Here is a 19,296-nt window from a genome sequence, read left to right on the forward strand (position 1 = left end):
ATGAAGATTTCTGTCATCACCGCCTGTTTCAATAGTCAGAAAACCATCGCTGAGGCCATCGAAAGCCTGAAGCGCCAAAGCTGGCCCTTCATTGAACACTTGGTGATTGATGGAGCCTCGCAGGATGCTTCCGTGGCTATCGCGAGTAAGACGCTTGGTGACGGCGATGTGCTGATCTCCGAACCTGATCGCGGCATCTTTGACGCCCTGAACAAGGGCCTCCAGCGAGCGAGCGGCGATGTGATCGGCTTTCTTAACTCCGATGATCTTTTTGCCCATGATAACGTACTTCGCCGGGTGGCGGCGTGCTTCAACGATCCCAACGTGGGGGCGGTCTATGGCGACCTTCAGTATGTGGATGCCGATGATACGGAACGCGTAATCCGCTACTGGAAATCCGGCACCTTCAGCCGACGCAAGCTACAGCGAGGTTGGATGCCCCCGCATCCCAGTTTCTTCATGCGTCGTGAATTCTATGAGGATCTGGGCGGCTTTGACCCTGCCTATCGTATCTCCGGCGATTACGACTCGCTACTGCGGTATTTGAGCAGCGAAATGTTTAGCGTCGTTTACCTACCGGAAGTGCTAGTGAAAATGCGCGTGGGTGGTGCTAGCAACGGTAGTCTGAAAGCAATCCTGCGGAAATCATCGGAAGACATCAAAGCGATGCGCAACAATGGTGTCAATCCATTGATAGCCCTGCCCTACAAGAATTTCTCCAAGCTGCCTCAATTCCTGGGTGTGAGGGGGAAGGGGGATTCAGCATGATCCGGCGTTCAAGGCCGGCATCACGCCTTGGTCAAGTCGAAACGTTTGTGAGAAATACTTTATGATCTCCAACATCTATTTGCTGTGGGCACGCCTGCTGTTCAAGAAGGAGCGCAAGCCAGTTCTCGAAGACTTGGCAGCCTGGAGAAAAAGGCACCCTATCCGGGATACGGATTCTGACAAGATGGTGACTTATCTTGTACCCATTTTCGAACGGAAACGGGCTCCCAATTGGAGCGTCGTCCAGACGAACCTGACGCGAACCATATCGGCTTTACGGCGGCAATCTGACCCGCGTTGGCGCATGATCGTCTGTTCCCAAGACTGCCCCGATCAGATCGCCTTCGATGACCATGTGCAATTTCTGAAGTATCCCGCCTCGCATAATGGCAGTCCTGATAAAGTCCAGAAGCTGCGCTTCATGGCGCGTTATCTTGCGAAAACGGAAAAGCGAGATGGCTATGCCTTCTTTCTCGATGGTGATGACATCCCGCATCCCGATCTGACGCGCTTCATTCTCGAAGATGACAATGGCCACGGTTATTACCTTCCGAAGGGCTATTGCTTTGATGCCGGAGAACGCTGCCTGCTAAGACCGCTCGAGGAAGAAGGCGACACGCACACCTTCGCTTGGCTATGTGGGTCAAGCCACGCGGTGCGATTTGACACGCGTTTCGACCGGTCTCAGACGGTGCATGTATCGTTGCGGGGCGATCATATGCAGGCGCGGCAGAACCTGAAATCCCGTGTCGGTCTGGTTCTGAAACCGGTTCCCTTTCCTGCGATGATCTACATTGTCAATCACGGATCAAGTGACCAAGATATTTTGGCAGAGAGTGACGGTCGTAAAAGAGCGCACGCGGGGCTGAAAGAAGTGAAGGAGTCTGAAATTGACGACGTCCTGGGAAGCTTTGGGACGAGCGTCAGTGAGCTTTCAAGATAGTATAACTTTGGAAGCGCTATGCCTCTCTAGAGCAAGAGGGTGGATGCCCAATCAGCTGCTGCTTTTTTGAATATTCTCCACTGGCACTTCCAGGTGCTGTGGCCGGTTAAGCACGTTGAGCAGGACGATGGCGCGCTCTTCGCCTTTAAGACGGGTGAAGATGGCTTCCAGGTCTTTGAAGGGGCCGTCGGTGATGGTGACTTTCTCGCCAGCGCTGAAGTAGGTGTGAATACCTTCCTGGCTGTGCGGCTGGGCGCGCAGGGTTTCAACGAGCTGTGAGGGCACGGCGACGGGCCTGTCACCGAAGGTCAACAGCCGCAGTACCCCGCGAGTAGAGCGGATCGGCCGCCAGTTGCTGACTAACTGATCCAAACAAATAAACAGGTAGTAGGGGAAGAGTGGCTCGGTCACCGTGGTGAGCTTGCCCTGGCGCTTGCGTTGACTATTCAGGACAGGATGGAACACCTCATAACCTTGGTTGGCGAGGTGTTCGGCCGCACGAAATGATTCGCCCCCTTTGCACTGAATAACGTACCAGGCGGGCGTTGCTGCACTTTCCTGGTCATCGTGAACATCCATGCCATTATCCTTAGGTCTAAAGGTGCGTGATAAAATTATGTCAGCAATGTGGTTAATGCATCAAGCGTTTGGTCAATATGTGCATGGGTGTGATCACAGGAGAGAAAAAAGCGCAGCCGTGCGCTTTTTTCAGGTACCGCCGGATACAGAATAGGCTGTACGTTGATCTGCTGTTCTAGCAGCCCGTTAGAGAGCCGGGCAGCCGCTGCGGAGCTGCCAATAATGATTGGTACGACCGCGGCGCCGATGCTTTTGCCGGTATCTAACCCACGGGCAGTGGCCTGTTCAAGAAAGTAGCGCGAAATAGCGTGCAGGCGCTGAACCCGTTCGGGCTCTTGCTGCATCAGTTGCAGCGCGGCTAGCGAGGGGGCGGCGACTTGGGCGGGCATGCCCACGCTGTAGAGAAAGCCGGGGGCCAGGTAGCGTAGTGTTTCCACCAGCGGCTTGCTGCCTGCGATATAGCCGCCGCAGCCTGCCATGGCTTTGCTCATGGTGCCCATCCAGATATCTACGTCGCGCGGGTCGATATCGAAATACTCGCGCAGCCCCAGACCGGTGTCGCCGATCACCCCAAAGGAGTGGGCTTCATCGACCATCAACCAGGCTTGATAGCGTTGCTTCAGTTCGATAAAACGCGGCAGCTCAGGGATGTCGCCATCCATGCTGTAGAGCCCTTCGATTACCACCAGTACGCGTTCAAACTGATGCCGATGCCGGGCCAGCAGGGCTTCCAGCGCTGCGGGGTCGTTATGGCTAAACGACATGCGCTTGGCGCCTGAAAGCTGCGCGCCCACCAACGAGCTGTTATGGATATACTCGTCGTGGAGCACTAAATCCTTAGGCCCCAGCAGGTGCCCCAGCGTGGAGACGTTAGTGGCGTGACCGCTCACAAACACCACTGCATCTTCAACGTCGTAGGCAGTAGCGAGGGCCTGTTCCAACTCTTGGTGGATAGGCCGTTCGCCGGAGACCACACGACTGGCGGAGACCGAGGTGCCGTAACGCGCCACTGCATCGCAGGCGGCCTGATTGATACGCGGGTCGCCTGAAAAGCCAAGGTAGTTATAGCTGGCAAAGTTGATACAGGTTTGCCCATTGATCACGCTGGTTGCCCCGGCGGTGCCTTCGTGCACCTTGAAGAACGGGTCGACCAGGCCCAGCTGGTCGGCGGCCTGGCGCATCATGGCAATTTGCTGATAGCCCGGCTGGGCATCAAAGCGCGTGAAGCGCTCGGGCACCGTGCGTTGCTCTCCGCCTTGTCCGTTAGAAGAGGGCGCGGTACTGGCAGCACGCGGCGTAGTACGCCGGCGTGCTTGTTCCAATAATTGCTGTTTCAGTTCAGAGTGCTTGGCGGTCATGGAGTCTCAGTCGCGGGTGATGAGGAAGCGGACGCAGGCTCAGTAGTGAACCCTTCAGCCCCGTGTTGTGCGGCCAGTGAGGCTATCGCATCTTGCGGAGCGTCTTCAACATCGTCGTGCTGATGCATTTTCTGAATCAGCACGCCCGCCAATTTGTCGAGTGTCGATGCTTCACTGAGCACCATCACTGAAACCTGTACGCCCAAGCGGTTCTCGATAGCGGTCATTAACTCAACGCCCATCAGGGAGTCGAAGCCCATATCGTAGACCGAGCGGTGAATATCGAGCTTCTCTTCATCGATCAGCAGAATGCTGGCCAGCTCGGCGCGGAGTAGATCGGTGACCGTACTGTGCAGCTCCTCGGGTGAGAGGTCGGCGAGCAGTGCGCTGATGTCGTCGTCGGCATCCATGCTGCCGTCGTCATCGCTGGCGCGGGCAATTTCGTTAAAGCGCGGCGCTTCGGCCGTGGGTAGGAAGCGAGCAAGTGCGCCCCACTCTAGTTCCAGCACACCTAGGCTTGGCCCAGGGGCCAGCAGCATCTGTTCGAGCACTTTCAGCGCGTCATCCGAACGTAGCGCGGAACCGCCCAGGCGCTCTTGCAGCGCATCACGGGTGCGAGTATTGCGGGCCAGGAAGCCAACATCTTCAATGGCGCCCCAGCGTACACAGGTGGCTGGTAACCCTGCGGCACGGCGATTGGCAGCAAACGCTTCCAGCCAGTGGTTGGCGGCCACGTAGTTTGCCTGGCCGGGATTGCCGAACAGGGTGGTGGCCGACGAGTAGAGCACGAAGAAGTCCAGCTCCGTTTCGCGGGTGAGTGCGTCAAGGTGGCGGGCGCCGTCGATTTTGGGCGCTAACACTTTCTGAATGCGCTCGGCATCCAGGTTACGGATCAAGCCGTCGTCGATCACCGTGGCGGCGTGCACAATGCCCCGCAGTGGTGCTAGTTCACCCTTGGCGCGCTCCAGCACATCGGCCAGCGCAGTACGGTCGGTTATGTCGCAGGCGGCGGCGAGTACCGTAACGCCTTGCTGTTCAAACGATGCAATGGCTGCCTGGGCTTCTTCACTGGTGGGGCCGCTGCGGCTGAGCAGGATCAACTGCCGCGCGCCTTTCTCTACCAGCCACTGAGCGGTTCTTAACCCAAAACCACCCAGGCCGCCGGAGACCAGGTAGCTGGCATCTGCGGGGAGCTGCATCGCTGCCGTGCCCAATACCTCGTTCTTGGGTGGCGCGATGGGTTGTTCATAAGTCACCACCACTTTGCCGATCTGGCGCGCCTGCTGCATATAGCGGAAAGCGTCGATTACCTGAGTGTGGCTAAACGAGGTAAACGGCAGCGGGCTCAAGGTGCCGTCGTTGAACAGCGCCATCATCTCGCCAAACAGGCGTTGTGTCAGCGCAGGCTGCACCTTCATTAGCTGGTCGGAGTCGATACCGAAATAGCTGAGGTTATTGCGGAACGGTCGCAGCCCAATATGAGTATTTTCGTAGAAGTCGCGTTTACCCAGTTCCAGGAAGCGGCCGAACGGGCGCAGTGCACGCAGGTTCTGGTTGATCGCTTCCCCGGCCAGGGAGTTGAGCACCACATCCACGCCTTCGCCCTGAGTGTCTTCCAGGATCTCTTCGGCGAAGGTGAGCGAGCGCGAGTCATAGAGCCGCTCGATGCCCATCAGACGCAGGAAGTCGCGCTTCTCTTCGGAGCCCACCGTGGCGTAAATTTCCGCCCCTAGCCATTGGGCGATTTGCAACGCTGCAATGCCCACGCCGCCCGCGGCGCCGTGAATCAGGATTTTTTCGCCGGGCTCTACTCGTGCCAGATGCTTGAGCGCGTAGTAGACCGTGAAGAAGGTCGTCGGGATCGTGGCGGCGGCGGCAAAGCTAATGCCTTCCGGCAGCGCTGCAACGGCGTGCTGGCTGGCAATGACCTTGTCGCTGAAGCTGGCAGGGCCGAAGCCAACCACGGCTTGCCCCGGAGTCACGTGGGTGACGTTGCTGCCCACGGCCTTTACCACGCCTGAAAACTCAAGGCCCAGGGTGGGGCCGGCGAAGCCGTTCTCTATCGCTTCATCGGAGAGCAGGCCCAGGGTGTACATCACATCGCGAAAGTTAAGCCCGGTGGCCTTAACACTGATTTCCACCTCGTCGGCACTGACTTGTGGCAACGGGCGCGGACGCCAGGTTAATTGGCGCAGTTGGCCGGGCATGGCAAAGCCCAGTGACATCGCCTGATGCGGCTGTTTGGTCTGCTCATTAGTCTGCCCTGCGGCAGCTGGGTGCGGCGCGGGCAGGGTGCGCAGCCTCGTAGCAAAGCGGTGACCCTGGTTATCGATCAGCGCTTCGTTTTCGCTGTCTGGTTGAGTCAGTAGGGTGGCCCAGGCGTGTAACGCAGGCTCGCTGACCGTTGCCGGTATATCCAGCAGGTAGACGCTATGGCCGACGGCTTCGTTGGCCAGAGAGCGGCCAAAGCCCCACAGGGCGGCATCGCCAGGGGTGTCTGTCGCGCTGGCGGGTAACGTTGCCTGCCATAGAGCGCTTACCCCGTTGGTCACCAACCACAAGGAGGCCGCAAGCGAGTGCTGCTCTAAGGCCAGTGTCCACTGCAGAGCGTGATTACAGCGGGCGGTTTGCGCTTCAGTGCTGTTCGCGCCCAGGCCACGCAGGTCAATCACATTGAGGGTTAGCTCGCCCTGGTTATCAGGTGTGGATTGAGCCAGTTCAGGTTGAGCTAGTTCAGGTTGAGACAGTGCATGAGCCAGCAGCTCAGCGGGCTCGCTCTGACTAACGCTGAGCAGCGCCGAAGTACCCAGTTGTTGCAGTGCCTCGACCAGGTTGGCCGCCAGCGCTTCACTGCTGTGGTCGGCGACTACCAAGTGACGCCGTTGAACTGTAGTGGACTCGTCGCCTGCCGCTGCTAACGGGTAGTGAGCGTGGAGCAGGTAGGCGCCGCTGTCGCTCTCTTCCAGCGCCATTGGCGCGGAGACCACAAAGCCCTGGTCGTTCAGCCAACTAATGAGCGTATCTTGCTCTAGAGCGGTTTGATCGATGCCGGGCGTGGCCAACAGATCATCCAGCCAGCGGCTCGGGGCGATACCAATCAGCATGACCTGGGCGCCTGGAGCGAGTTGCTCAGGTAATGCTTCGATTAACTGACGTGTCGCGGCCGGGTGGGTGATATCCACACTGACGAACGCTATTTGGGCCTTTTCAACGCCGATGGGGGCGGTTAACGCAGCAAACTCGTTTTGGTCAAGGTGCTGCATATCCATCAGCGGGAAACGCTCTTGCAGTTGTTCCGCCTGATGGCGCGTGCTGTCGAGAGTGGTGATCACGCGGTAATGGGTAAGGTCGTGATACAGCGCTTGAGCGCTGCGTTCCAGCAGACGTTCGCCCAATGCTGGCGCGCTGGGGCCTGCTTCGAGCAGTTGCAAACGCTGCCCAGCAGGGAGCTCTGCGATCAGCGCATCGATTAACTCGGCTAACTCGCCTGCCAACGCTTGCCAGCCGCTTTCGCCCACTAATACACGGTTTAATCGTGCCAGGTGGTCGTGGCTAATGCCCAGGGTTTCCAGGTCACTTGTGCCGCTACGCAGCGCCTGTTGGTGAAGCCCTAACCGGCCCACCAGGTGAATGGGCGCAAAGTAGTCGGGGTAGTCTTGCACCAGCAGTTGCCAGATAACGTCCGGCGAGTGCTGTGCTTCTTCGCTTTCGACGCCGAGACTCTGCTGAGCAAAGGCGTCGCTAAGGCTGTCGAGCAGCGGAGCGACTTCGTTGCCGTAACGCTGGCCGGTGCTTTCGCTGTAAACGTTGGCAATATCTGCAAGGCGAGCAAGCGCATCGGCAGGTAGTGCCAGCGGTTCTGCGTGTAGCGGCGCCGGGGTCAGTTCCACATCCAAATAGCTGAAGTGCTGGTGATGGGCGCGGTTGAGTCGAATTGCTTTGAAGCGGGTTTTGCTCAGTACTGCAACGGCGTTACCGGCGGCGTCATACAGCTCGAAATCGGCGGTAAAGGAGTGCGGTGCGCGCTTGCCCATCACGGCGCGGGCGAGAACCGGCACGCCTGCCTGGGTGTTGACTTGAATACGCTCCACGCGAACCGGCACAAAGGCGAGCTGGGCGGCAAACTCGCTATGTTGCGCAAGCAGCGGGATAAACATCTGGAAGGCGCTATCCAGAATGCCGGGGTGCACATGCAATGTGCTGAGCTGTGCTTGGACTTCATCCGACAGGGCGATTTCACCAATCACCGCATCGCCTTCAATCCAGCCTCTGGAAATGGCCTGAAAGGCGGGGCCGTAGTGCAGGCCGATACGCTCAGCCATCTCCAGGTGATCTTCCAGCGTGTAGTCCGGGGCACGAGTAGGCATCACCGGCGCCGGGCGGTTGAGCAGGAAGCCGCGGCTTTCACGCATGGTGCGGGCCACGGCATTCAACTGCCACTCTACCCCGGTGGCCGGTTCGCGGGAGTGGATCTCCAGGCGACCATCTTCCGGCAGGTAGCTAAGCCGCATGGTGCGGCCATGGGGACCATCCAGCAGTAACGGGGCACGAATTTCCAGCTCTTCGATGTCCAGCAGCGGGCTGTCTTTTAGCTGCAGCGCCGCCGCCAAGGTGAGCTCTACAAAACCGGCACCGGGGAACACTGCACCTTCGCCCACCACATGGTCGGCCAGCCAGGGTTGGCGTTGGGTGTCGAGTTGGCTTTCCCAGGTGTGTTCGTGCTGTGCTAACGGGTAGCCCAGCAGCGGGTGCTGATAATAGCGTGAAAGCAACCCTTGGCTGTCGGTGGTGCCGTGTACCCAGTGGTGGCTGCGTTGCCAGGCATAGCGTGGTAGCGGCACACGCTGACCCACCACCGGCAAGTGGCGGCTAGCCAGGTTAAGGCCACTCAACAGTAGTTGACTTAAGCAGTGCTGCAAGCCTTCAAGCCCAGGCTTGTGGCGTTCAATGGTGCCGAATACCAAACCAGGACGTTCCAGCTGGCGCAGTGTCTCATTGAGGTAGCGGCGCAGAATGGGGTGGGCGCCAATCTCTACGAAGACATTATTACCTTGCTCGATAAGCGCGCTAGCGGCGGCGTCAAATAGCACCGGCTCACGAATGTTTTTCCACCAGTAGGTGGCATCCAGCTCAAGACCGTCACTCAGCGCGCCGGTCACGGTGGAGTAGTAGGGGATCTGCGTGGCACGCGGGGTAATATCGGCCAGCGCGTCAATGACCCCTGCTTGGATGCTGTCCATCGCGGGGCTGTGGAAGGCGTAGTCCAGGGGCAGGCGTTTGGCAAAAACATCCTGCTCGCCCAGGGCGGTTTCCAGAGCACCCAACTGTTGACTATCGCCCGCCAGCGTAATGCCTTTCGGGCTGTTAATACCTGCCAGGCATACCTGATTGAACTCGGGCTTTTCGAGCCACGCGGCGATGTCGTCAGCGCTCATGGCCACCGCAGTCATTTCGCCGAGGCCACGGGTTTTACCCTGGTAGTCGCTGCGGTAGTAAATCACTTTGACCGCATCTTCCAGGCTCAGCGCACCGCTGGCCCAGGCGGCCGCCACTTCACCCACGCTATGGCCGAAGACCGCGGTGGGCGTAAGGCCTTGCTCACGCAACCACTCGGTAAGCGCCACTTGCAGGGCAAACAGCGCTGGCTGGGCGATCTCGGTTAGCGGGAAACGGTTCTCACCATTGCGGCCTTCCAGCTCGGCGCGTAGCGAGAAATCCCCTTGTTGCTGAAAGAGTGCGTCGACGCGATCAACCGCCGCGGCGAACACTGGCGAATCGCTGAGCAGGTCGCGCCCCATGGTTTCCCACTGACAGCCGTTGCCATCGTAAACAAACACTGGGCCGACCGCTTTGGGCAAGCGCTCAATTGCGGTGACACTATTTGTTTTACCGGCAGCATATTCACTGAGCTGCGTGGCGGCTTCTTCTGGCGTTTGCGCAAACAGCAGCGCGCCATGGCTATGTCGATCACGGTGGTGGAACAGCGTATAAGCGATATCGTAGAAGCGAGTGCCGTTATTTGCGCGTAAGTCGTTCTCGCGCAGGTAGTTGGCGAGCGTTTCGGCGCTTTGGCTGAGCGCTGCTTCGCTGCGGGCGCTAAGGCGAATCGGTAGCGGTGATTCTGGCGCCTGTGGCTCAAGTTTTGTCCGCTCGGGCGGGCTTTCCAAAATAACGTGGGCGTTGGCCCCGCCAAAACCAAAGGAGTTCACGCCGATAACCAAGCGACCCTGTTTTTTCAGCGGCTGGCCTTTGGTGACCACTGAGATATTCCACTCATCAAACTTGATGCGCGGATTGAGTTTGCGGATGCCAATCGTGGCCGGTACTTCGCGGTGCTGAATGCTGTATAGCGCCTTGGCGAGACCCGCTACGCCGGAGGCGGTTTCCAGGTGGCCCAGGTTGCTCTTTATCGAGCCGATCAGTAGCGGCGTTTTGCGCTGCTGGCCAAGTGCTTCACCAATCGCGCGGGTTTCAATCGGGTCGCCAACGGCGGTACCGGTGCCGTGGGCTTCCAGATAGTCGATCTCGTCTGGCGAGATACCTGCCTGTTTATAGGCGCGCTTCATCAGGTCAATTTGGGCGCTGGGGTTGGGCACGGTTAGGCCAGATTTGTGGCCATCGGTGTTCATCGCCGAGCCCGCCACTACGGCAATAATATTGTCGCCGTCGGCGACCGCTTGGTCGTAATCCTTGAGCAGGAAAATGCCGCCACCTTCCGAGCGCACATAGCCATTACCCGCCTCATCGAATACCTGACAGCGGCCAGTGGGTGAAAGCATGCTGGCTTTAGAGAAGATGATAAAGCCATAGGGGTGCAGGTGCAGGCTAATGCCGCCCGCCAGCGCCATACTGGTTTCGCCGCTGCGAATCGACTGGCAGGCCTGGTGAAAGGCCACCATGGAGGACGAGCAAGCGGTATCCAGCGACATGCTGGGGCCGTGCAGGTCAAACACGTAAGACAATCGATTCGAGGCGATGCTGGAGGTGTTGCCGGTGGCGGTGGAGGCATCAATTGCCGCCATATCGTCCGCGATGCGATAAGAGTAGTCGAGACTGGCCACACCTAAAAATACCCCGCACTGGCTGCCGCGCAGAGAGCTGGGCAGAATGCTGGCGTCTTCCATGGCTTCCCAGGCGAGCTCTAGGAGCATGCGCTGCTGGGGATCCATGTTGGCCGCTTCACGGGGCGAAATGCCAAAAAATTCAGCGTCAAACCCGCTGATATCGCCCAGGCTACCGGCGGCAAAGGTCACGCTGGTACCGGGGTGGCGCTTATCCGGATGCAAAAAGGCGTCGTGGCTCCAGCGATCAGCGGCCACTTCAGTCACTAAATCTTTTTCGGCTTGCAGGTCCTGCCAGAACGTTTCAGGGGTGGTGCCGGGGAAACGATGGGCGGCGCCGATAATGGCAACGCGTTTAGTCATTCTTGCTCCTGAGGTTCTGGTTCTGCCTTGATCACATCGTTACTTATATTGTGTCCAAACACTTGTTTGAATAACTGGACACCAAGCTCGTTTGCGGCTAATTCGTGCGGCGCATTTTTCTTAACAAAATGCTCTGTTGCAATATGCTCCGCTGCCAATTGCTCGTCTGCAGTTACCCAATCCGCTGTTGACCATACCATGTAGGGGGTGCGGCTATCTGGCGGCGTGAAGTGTGCATACGCCTCGGGCAGAATCGGTACATGATCCCCATACCAGCCTAGCAGCCCTGGTCGCTTTGCAGTATTTAGCGAATTTTTAACGCTTGCCAACATCTTGTCGGATTCACTTAAATGCTGCAAATAGACCGCGAAATCACGCAAATGAATGGGTAGCGGCCAAGGAGCGTCGGGCAGCGTAGTCGTTAACGTTGCCTGATTTGGGGCTTCTAAATGCAGCGGGCCGTGATTTTCCATGGTGATAGCAAACACGAATAGCGGTCTATTATCGTCATCTTCAAGCAGCCGTCCAATCTTTCGTGCAACCGCCTTGTCGCTAACGTATTGACCGTTTTTGTCGCTACTCTTGAAGGCATTGATATCTATAAAGTGATCAAAGCCTAATTGGGGCATCACCTTGTGACGAAAATAGAAGCTCGCCAGGTACGGATGCACACAAACCGTGCGATAGCCTGCCGCTTTTAGCGCGCTCGCTAAACTGGGCATTGGGTGGCGAGCAAGCGTGCGGTAAGGATTGAACTGGCGAACGCCCCAGTGGCCGGGTGCAAGACCAGTTAATACCGCGCACTCGGTACGCACGGTGTTGGCACCCCAGGCGGGCACGTTTAAGGTACCGTGCAGGGTGGCGCTTGCGCGGGTGGCATCGAAATGGGAGAGCAGGTCTGTGTTTACCTCGTTACACCAGGGGCGAGGGTCGAAAAACGACTCGCTTTGCACTAGCACCACGTTGGGCAGTGGCTGTTCACCTTGGTGCGCGCTCGCCACCGGCGTTAACGCGTGAAAGGGCGATTGCTCAGGCGCAGGAATGGGAGCGCGCATTAGCGCCACACCGTAGGCCCATAGGCTAGCGAACAGCCCTAAGCGGTGCATGTCTTCTATGGGCTGTAAGGTGATGGCGGGCAGCCTGCGGACACTAACAACAACTAGCAGTGCGCCCAAGGCTATTAACCCCAGCGCATGGCTTAGAAAACGGCTGGCGCCCTCGCTAGTGACCAGCGACCCTTCCCAGTAAAAGAATCCACCAATTGCCACTGCGGCGGCGCTGCTGGCGGCAATCGCCAAACCTACGCCGAAAAAGGGCACGTAAAGGCGCGGGTGCAGTATAGCGTCCCAGAAGTATTCAAAGTCGTGGCAGATAAACGGCTCGTTGAGCGTATGCGATTTGGCGTTGCTCGACTGCACCACCACCAGTTGCAGCGAGAGAAACACCATCACCGCAAACCAGGGGCGCTGGAGTAACAATACCAGCAGCCCGAAAAGCAGAAGCCATGAGCCAAGGTGAACACTATTGGCCGCTACTCCACGCTGCCAAAATGGGCGCGGTCGAGGGCTAAGTAGGGCTTCAAACAGACCGCTGATCAATAGACCCACGAGTAGCGGCCATATCAGTGCGCTAATCACGGGGCGTGTCTCCTGAGTGGCCAAAGCCCAGGCGCTTGATCAACCATTGCGAAATCCCTGCAGGCAGTACCGCCAGCCACCAGGTACCAAAATTAAGTGGGAAGGGGAAGCTGATGCGTGCTCGGTTTGCGGCGATACCGCGTTTAATTACTTTGGCCGCGCGCTCGGGTGGCCATTCCCAGGGTTTGGGGCCGGGCATGGCTTCGCACATGGGTGAGGTGACATAGCCGGGCATGACTACTGTTACACCAATGCCCTTAGGCGCGAGCAGACCACGTAGCCCTTCGCCATAGGCTTTGATGCCTGCTTTGCTGGCGCTATAGCTGGGGGTGGTGGGTAAACCGTGCCATGCGGCCAGCGAGCTGATCAGTACCAGTTGGCCGCTGCCGCGGGTCTGCATGGCTGGCACTAGGTGTTGCACCATGGCAATGGGGGTTTTCAGGTTGATATCCAGCAGCGCCTGCACGTCTGCCCAGGGCTCTAAGGTATCAGGCCCTTGGGGGTGGGTGTTTTTGCCCGCATTGGCGATGACGATATCTGGAACCTGTTGGGTGCAGACTTCGGCTAACCAGCTTTGCAGGGCGTGGTCATCGGTTAGATTGATGGTTGAAAGGGTGACCTGGGCACCTTGTTGGCGGCAGGTGGTGGCAAGCGCCTCTAGCTTTTCCTGCTGGCGTCCGTGCAATACCAGATGGGTGCTGGGATCGGCATAGGCGCTTGCCAGGGCGCCCCCAATCGCGCCGGTGGCGCCAGTGATCAGCACGCAACGTGAGTGTTGAGAGGGACTCACAGCCTCTTTCGCAGTTTCTTTCGCAGCTTCTTTCGCAACAACGTTCACAGAAGCTTCTCCAGTGGCGATGGGCAGGCTTCGAGTATGCGGGCGGCGTTATCCACGGCTAGATCGATACTGGGCTGGCAGTAGTAGCCACCGTTAACCTGAACGGCATGCATCACGGTCTTTTGAAAATAGCCAAATAGCTCGCTGTTAGGCGGCTGCGGCTGCTGCCAAAAATCCGCCAAGTCGCCTTGGCAGGTTAGCCCATCCAGATTATAGATTGGGTCGCTAAGCGCATAGGTGGGGCAGTTCTTCTCCAGCGAAACGATGCCCACGGTGCTGTTAACGGTGACATTGCCCTTGGCGTGTTTGAGCAGGGCGTTGAGGTCTCCAGACTCTAGATAGACGATGCGCCCTTGTAGGCCATGGCGTTCGGCAAGCCGCTTGATGATCTTGGGGTAATTGACCAAGCCCATATCCAAGGGGTGGTTCTTTATACACAGCAGCGAGTCGCTGGGCGCGTGCTTGGCGAACGAGGCCATCACGTCGTCCATCACTTCCTGCATATTGGCGTAGGGGGAGTGATCGCGAATTTGCGCATCGCTATTTAACTGCAGTGGCAGCATAAAATAGGGGCGGCCACTTTCGATCAGCGCTTTGATGCGTTCGGCATCGCGTTTTTTCCAAGCGGTTTTTAACTGAGTAAAGCGCTTCAGGTAGCCTGCGTACTCAACGGGGGCGGTGATCGGCGCGTGATTGCGGTAGTGAGGCGCAACCAGCGGATTGGCTAGCCCGGCCAAGTGGTAGCCCACATCGTGCATGGCGCGAATTTTAAACGAAGAGCGAAAACGCACGGGGGCGGGTGGTTTGGGCAGCGCTTTGCCGGTTTCATAAAACCAGCTTGGGTCACGGGGCAGTAGCGAGTGGCCGTTAACGCCTTCGCGCTCGAGGGTGATCCAGAACGGGCGGAAGTAGCCTTCTTCAAACACGTGGGTACGTACGCCGGCCGCGGCGGCGTTATCCACCGCAGGGCGATGAATGGGGCGACGATCTCCGAATACTACTTGGTCGGTGATCCCATACCGCTGCCAGAGTGACTTGATATAGCCGGGTAGCTCAGAGGTAGGGCCACGAAACAGATGGCTTTGGCCGTGGGTACGCTGCCAGTAGGCGATATCGCCCGCATTGAAGTTGACCTTGACGACACGGTGCCCATCGTTCACCAGGCGCTTGGCTAAGCGCTGGTAAAAAGGTGAGCAAACGCCCTGCAAAAATAAGAATGCACGCTTCTGATGCTTCAACTCAATGCCTTCCGATCAACAAGTTACGATAACAGCGGTAGAGATGCTGTTTCCATGTAAGGGTGTTTTTGTGTGTTCTTGCCTGTTCCAACAGGCTGACGACGGTTTCAGCATTGCATAGCTGGCGGGTCGTTGGGTCTACATAGCCGGGATAAAGAATCAGGGTGCCGGCCACCAAGGCATCCAGCGAGAGCGAGCGCGTGCGGCGTGGGCAGCCAAGCGCATCCTTGGTTAAGCCCCAGCCAGCATAAAACGGTAGACCGTAGGTGCTGACTTCCCGCTTGCGCAGCAGTGCTTCAAAGCCGGTTAAAGAGCTCATTGTATGCACTGCATCGACACGCTCTAACAGGGTTGCGATGTCGATGTCGCTGGCGTCTAGATCATACAGGCGTTTGGCGTCGGTATCGAGTGCTCCAACACGTGCGCCGCTCAATACATCGGGGTGGGCTTTGTAGACAATATAGGCATCAGGGTGCGCGTCACGCACGGCGCTTAGCAGCCCGCTATTGGTATTAATATCTGGCGAGCCGGTGGCAATCGAGGCATCGCTCTCCACTTGGCCAGGCACCAGGATGGTGTAACGCCCTTTGGGCAGCTCGATCCCTGCCTTTCCACGTACGTTGTACTTGGAGAGTTTGAGCGCCACCAGCCTTTCTCGTAACTGTTGCGCACGTTGCAACAGGTCGTCGCTAAAGAGGGCGCTATTGAGCAGCGTTTCTAAATCACTGGATTGGCTGGGGTCGTAATAGATACCCTGTGAATCAATCACCAGCGATAGTGGCTGAGTAAGATCGACCCCCAGCCCCACTGAACGAATGAACCCATCTTCCATGCGCCATAGCTTCGCCATGTGCTGGGCGTGCTGGCGTTTAAAATTAGCATCAATGCGGCTTGACCATACCAATAGCCGTTCATCGGGCTGCACGCTGGCTGGCAGCTCGATCTGATAATTTACCTGGGCGGCGGAGCCCAAAAAATCGCCGATGAAGCCCCGTTTCCATGAAGAGAAACCACACGCCCGCCAGTTGCCCCGGTAGCGCTCCTGCTGCCGCTTTTGGTCGGCGATCAAGGCGATGGTCTCTTCCAGCGTGGCAGGCTGCCGAGTGTAAGGGTTGGCGTAGCGGCAGTAGCGTAAATAGGCGGCGGCAAAAACCTCAGCTAACGTGCGTTTTACACGGCGGCGGTGGCAGGGCAGTTGATCATGGGTGAGCCCCCAGCCTGCATAAAACGGAATACCAAAGCAGTGTACCTGCTTTCCGGCCAGTAGCGCTTCAAAGCCGAGCTGACTGGTCACGACGTAAACGTGGTCAACCTGATCAAATAGCGCCCAGGGGTTAAGGTCTTCACCGATGACCCGGCAGCGTGGGTGGTCTACGGCATTAAGTAGGTGGCCCTGTTTTTTACCCGCGATAACGTCAGGATGGATCTTGACCAAGATCTCGGCGTCGGGGTGCTCTGCTAACGCTGCCTCAAGCATTTGCTTGAAGCTACTCGCGCTAGCGCCCCCGTAGTGAATTGAGGCATCTCCAGCGGTTTGGTCGACCACTAATACACGCGCTGGGCTGGCATCATTAATCGGCTGATCGGGAGCGTGGTTATATTTGGAGAGCCGATAGCGGGCAATCAGCTCCATACAGCGTTCTGCTTGATCTAATTCCTCAGCATCGAAAGTGGCCGTATTGAGCCAGTTTTCCAAATCAGAAGGGCGCGAGGCGTCGTAATAAATGCCGGCCTCATCGACTACCAAGCTGTGCGGTTGAAAGCCGTTTACGCCTAGCCCTAACGAGCGTAGAAAGCCATCTTCTAATGCGATATAGACTAGTTGATGGCGTTGGGCATACCGCCTAGCGCTTACACTAGTGGGTTTTAACCCCCATCCAATCACCGTATCGGGCATTTTCTTAAGGGAGCTTATTCGGACGAATTGGTCAAATTCGGGCAGCAATGCAGGCAAGGTGGCCAGCTTGCGAATACCTGGGGACGTGTAACCTGCCGTTCGTTTCGCCATACATAAGGCCGCAGTGAGGTAACAGGGTTAGGGATAGGCGAGGGAACATACGTTAATTGGCTAGGGTAATCAATTCGCCTTCCTTTAAGTGGTAGGTTGATTGTCGGCAGTGGGCACGCACAGGCGCCCTAGCTCAACCTTGAGTTTGTTAGCAAACTGTTACGGCCGCTTGGCTGCCAGATTTCAGAGTGCGTCAAACCTCTGGAAAAGACATGGCCAGGTCTTTAAGTTAATTTTGCCAGCGCTGTATTTCATTGTCATAACCCTGTAAAGGCCGTGCATGGTTGATAGTTGTCAACGCTCGCTAGACGCATAATGTTGGTAAAGTGAGTAGTTAAAATGGCTTAGGCGTACTACCTTCACCCACAACAGCAAATGGATATAAATGCTGCCGTTACTCTATACATTCAGGGGCATCCTGTGCGTTTGTCCCCCTTGTTGAAACGAATGCTTTTGGCTCGATCGTTAAGAGGCCGGCTACTGCTGGGCCTTGCGGCTACCTGGTTTTTGGTCGTTACCCTGGTGCTGGGCATGTCCTGGCAGCTGGGCAAAACCATGGTGCAGGAAACCAATATGGCGCACCTGCGCTATGAAGCCACTCTGTTGGCCGATGAAGTCTCCCAGCAAGTTGAGCTGCGCTTTCAGGCATTGGAGCGTCTGCGCGAGATGATCGGTACCACAGAGGATGCGGGCTGGATCAGCTATCAGCTGCAGCAGAACGATAGTCTACTAGCTTGGTTTGAGGGGATCGTCGTTGCTAACAGCGATGGTGAGGTTATTGCTGATTGGCCTGCAATCGTGGGTCGCGTAGGGCTCGAAACCGCTGACCTTGAGTATTTTCATATGCTGCGCGGTACTCGCCGCCCTTATGTGAGTGAGCCCTTTGTAGGTCGTGCGAGCGGCATGCCAATGGTGCTAGTGGGCGTGCCGCGATTTACCGAGCAAGGCGAGTTTGACGGTTTTATTGGAGGTATCCTTAGCTTGGATTCAGGAGGGATGTTTAGCCGTTTAGCCAAAGTACGCTTGGGCGAAAAAGGCTATGCGGGTGTTGCTACCGCTTCGGGTAAGGTCTTATACCATCCTAATAATTCATTAATTAATGCTTCTGTACCCAGTGAGGCATTTAACCCATGGCTGGATTTGGCGCTGGATGGCTGGGAAGGTGATGCCGTAGGTCGGCTTGTGGGTGGGGAAATGGGGCTACAATCTTATGCGCAGATTTGGCCAGCCGGATGGGTGGTGGGCCTCTACCTGCCGATTCAGCAAGCGCAACTGCCATTAGCTGGCATTATTCAGCAGCTTTGGTGGTTGTGGGTGCTTTTTGCGCTCTCCATGTTGCCCATACTGTGGTGGATGTTAGGCCGCGTGCTTTCGCCGTTAAAGCATTTGGAGAAGCAAATTGGCGAGGTGGGTTTAGGACACCGTGAGAGCGTCAGTCTAGCGACCAAGATGCAAGAGCTACAGCAGGTGGCGAGTACCTTTAACCGAGTGGAAGATGAGCGGCAACTGTTGTTAGGCAATCTTCAAGAGCGCGAGGCGTTTCTTGACTCGGTACTTAATGCAGCGCCGCAGGGTATGTTTGTCGCTAATATTAAAGGTGACATCACCTACATGAATCCTGCGCTGTTAGAAATGCTGGGCGTTTCAGCGGACGCGCCGATGGAGACATGGCTGGCACAGATCCATACTGACGATATCGCCGGTGCCCAGGATATGTGGTTGCATAGCCTGCGCAATGGTAGTGATTTTGTCCGCCAGTTACGCTTCTTACGTAGCGATAAAGAGTTGCTGTGGCTGGATATTCATGCCCGCGTGGTAATGCTTTCTCAAGATGGCCAGACCCTTGGTTTGGTGGGCGTAGTAAAAGATATTACCGAACGTAGGGAGCAGGAAGCCATACAGCGCTGGGAGGCAGAACATGACCCGCTAACCGGTCTGTTGAATCGCAGAGGCTTTGAGCGCCGCCTAGAAGAGGCCTTTGCCGATTTCCAAAAAACCAGCACACCTTCCGCTCTTTTGCTGTTCGACTTGGATCACTTCAAGCCCATCAATGATGAAGGTGGCCACGCCCTGGGCGATGAGATGTTGCGCCGCATTGCTCAGGTGGTTGCCTGGGAAGTCCGCCGTAGCGACCATGTGGCGCGCCAAGGGGGCGACGAGTTTGGCGTGTTGCTACCCAGTTGCACCCTGGCTCAGGCAAGGAGAATCGCTGAATCCCTGCGGCAGTCGGTCGGGGAGATCTCTGTGACACATCAAGGCAAACAGTACATGGTGACACTCAGTATCGGTGTCACCACCTTTGATGAAGAGGATTCTAATGTGTCCGACGTTTTGGCACGGGCCGATGCCGGCAGTTACAAAGCCAAAGGGCTGGGGCGCGATGGGGTCGTTGTCAATATGCCTCACAATAACGATATGCCTCACAATAACGATGACGTAATGGCGCTTTTCGACTCGCCCAAATAGTCTCTCATATAAGCACTTTAAGCCTGTGCAGAGGCTT

General features: G+C 57.1%; 10 protein-coding genes. 3 read left to right on the plus strand and 7 right to left on the minus strand.

Going from position 1 to position 19,296, the window contains the following annotated elements:
* Window positions 1-768 (plus strand): glycosyltransferase family 2 protein, encoded by a 768-nt coding sequence (locus HZU72_RS18380; protein WP_180094746.1) that lies wholly within the window; start codon window positions 1-3, stop codon window positions 766-768.
* 61 nt (window positions 769-829) lie between these two features.
* Window positions 830-1,711, plus strand: a complete 882-nt coding sequence (locus tag HZU72_RS18385; protein ID WP_180094749.1) for a glycosyltransferase family A protein — start codon at window positions 830-832, stop codon at window positions 1,709-1,711.
* Window positions 1,712-1,762: 51 nt separating this feature from the next.
* Here the strand turns inward: HZU72_RS18385 and rfaH are convergent, their stop codons facing one another.
* Genes rfaH through HZU72_RS18420 form a run of 7 tightly spaced genes read right to left on the minus strand, consistent with a single transcriptional unit; the run spans window position 1,763 to window position 16,793 of the window.
* Window positions 1,763-2,290, minus strand: coding sequence for a transcription/translation regulatory transformer protein RfaH (gene rfaH / locus HZU72_RS18390; protein WP_180094751.1), 528 nt, complete (start codon window positions 2,288-2,290; stop codon window positions 1,763-1,765).
* A gap of 35 nt (window positions 2,291-2,325) precedes the next feature.
* A complete protein-coding gene (locus tag HZU72_RS18395; protein ID WP_180094753.1) occupies window positions 2,326-3,648 on the minus strand; it encodes an aminotransferase class I/II-fold pyridoxal phosphate-dependent enzyme in 1,323 nt (440 codons plus the stop codon).
* A complete protein-coding gene (locus HZU72_RS18400) occupies window positions 3,645-11,072 on the minus strand; it encodes a type I polyketide synthase (RefSeq protein WP_180094755.1) in 7,428 nt (2,475 codons plus the stop codon). Before HZU72_RS18400 ends, HZU72_RS18395 begins: the two co-directional genes overlap by 4 nt.
* Window positions 11,069-12,709, minus strand: coding sequence for an LTA synthase family protein (locus HZU72_RS18405; protein ID WP_180094756.1), 1,641 nt, complete (start codon window positions 12,707-12,709; stop codon window positions 11,069-11,071). The genes HZU72_RS18400 and HZU72_RS18405 overlap by 4 nt, the downstream gene beginning before the upstream one ends.
* A complete protein-coding gene (locus HZU72_RS18410; protein WP_180094758.1) occupies window positions 12,702-13,499 on the minus strand; it encodes an SDR family NAD(P)-dependent oxidoreductase in 798 nt (265 codons plus the stop codon). The genes HZU72_RS18405 and HZU72_RS18410 overlap by 8 nt, the downstream gene beginning before the upstream one ends.
* 44 nt (window positions 13,500-13,543) lie before the next feature.
* Entirely contained in the window at window positions 13,544-14,785 is a 1,242-nt protein-coding gene (locus HZU72_RS18415; RefSeq protein ID WP_180094760.1) for a capsule polysaccharide biogenesis protein, read from the minus strand.
* 1 nt (window position 14,786) lies between these two features.
* On the minus strand, window positions 14,787-16,793 hold the full coding sequence (locus HZU72_RS18420) for a capsule polysaccharide biogenesis protein (RefSeq protein WP_180094762.1): 2,007 nt from the start codon (window positions 16,791-16,793) through the stop codon (window positions 14,787-14,789).
* A gap of 447 nt (window positions 16,794-17,240) precedes the next feature.
* Between HZU72_RS18420 and HZU72_RS18425 the strand changes: the two genes are divergently transcribed.
* Window positions 17,241-19,259, plus strand: coding sequence for a diguanylate cyclase (locus HZU72_RS18425; protein ID WP_180094764.1), 2,019 nt, complete (start codon window positions 17,241-17,243; stop codon window positions 19,257-19,259).
* The last annotated feature ends 37 nt before the right edge of the window (window positions 19,260-19,296 follow it).

The sequence above is a fragment of the Vreelandella sedimenti genome (assembly GCF_013416325.1).
In the GTDB taxonomy this organism is placed as follows: domain Bacteria; phylum Pseudomonadota; class Gammaproteobacteria; order Pseudomonadales; family Halomonadaceae; genus Vreelandella; species Vreelandella sedimenti.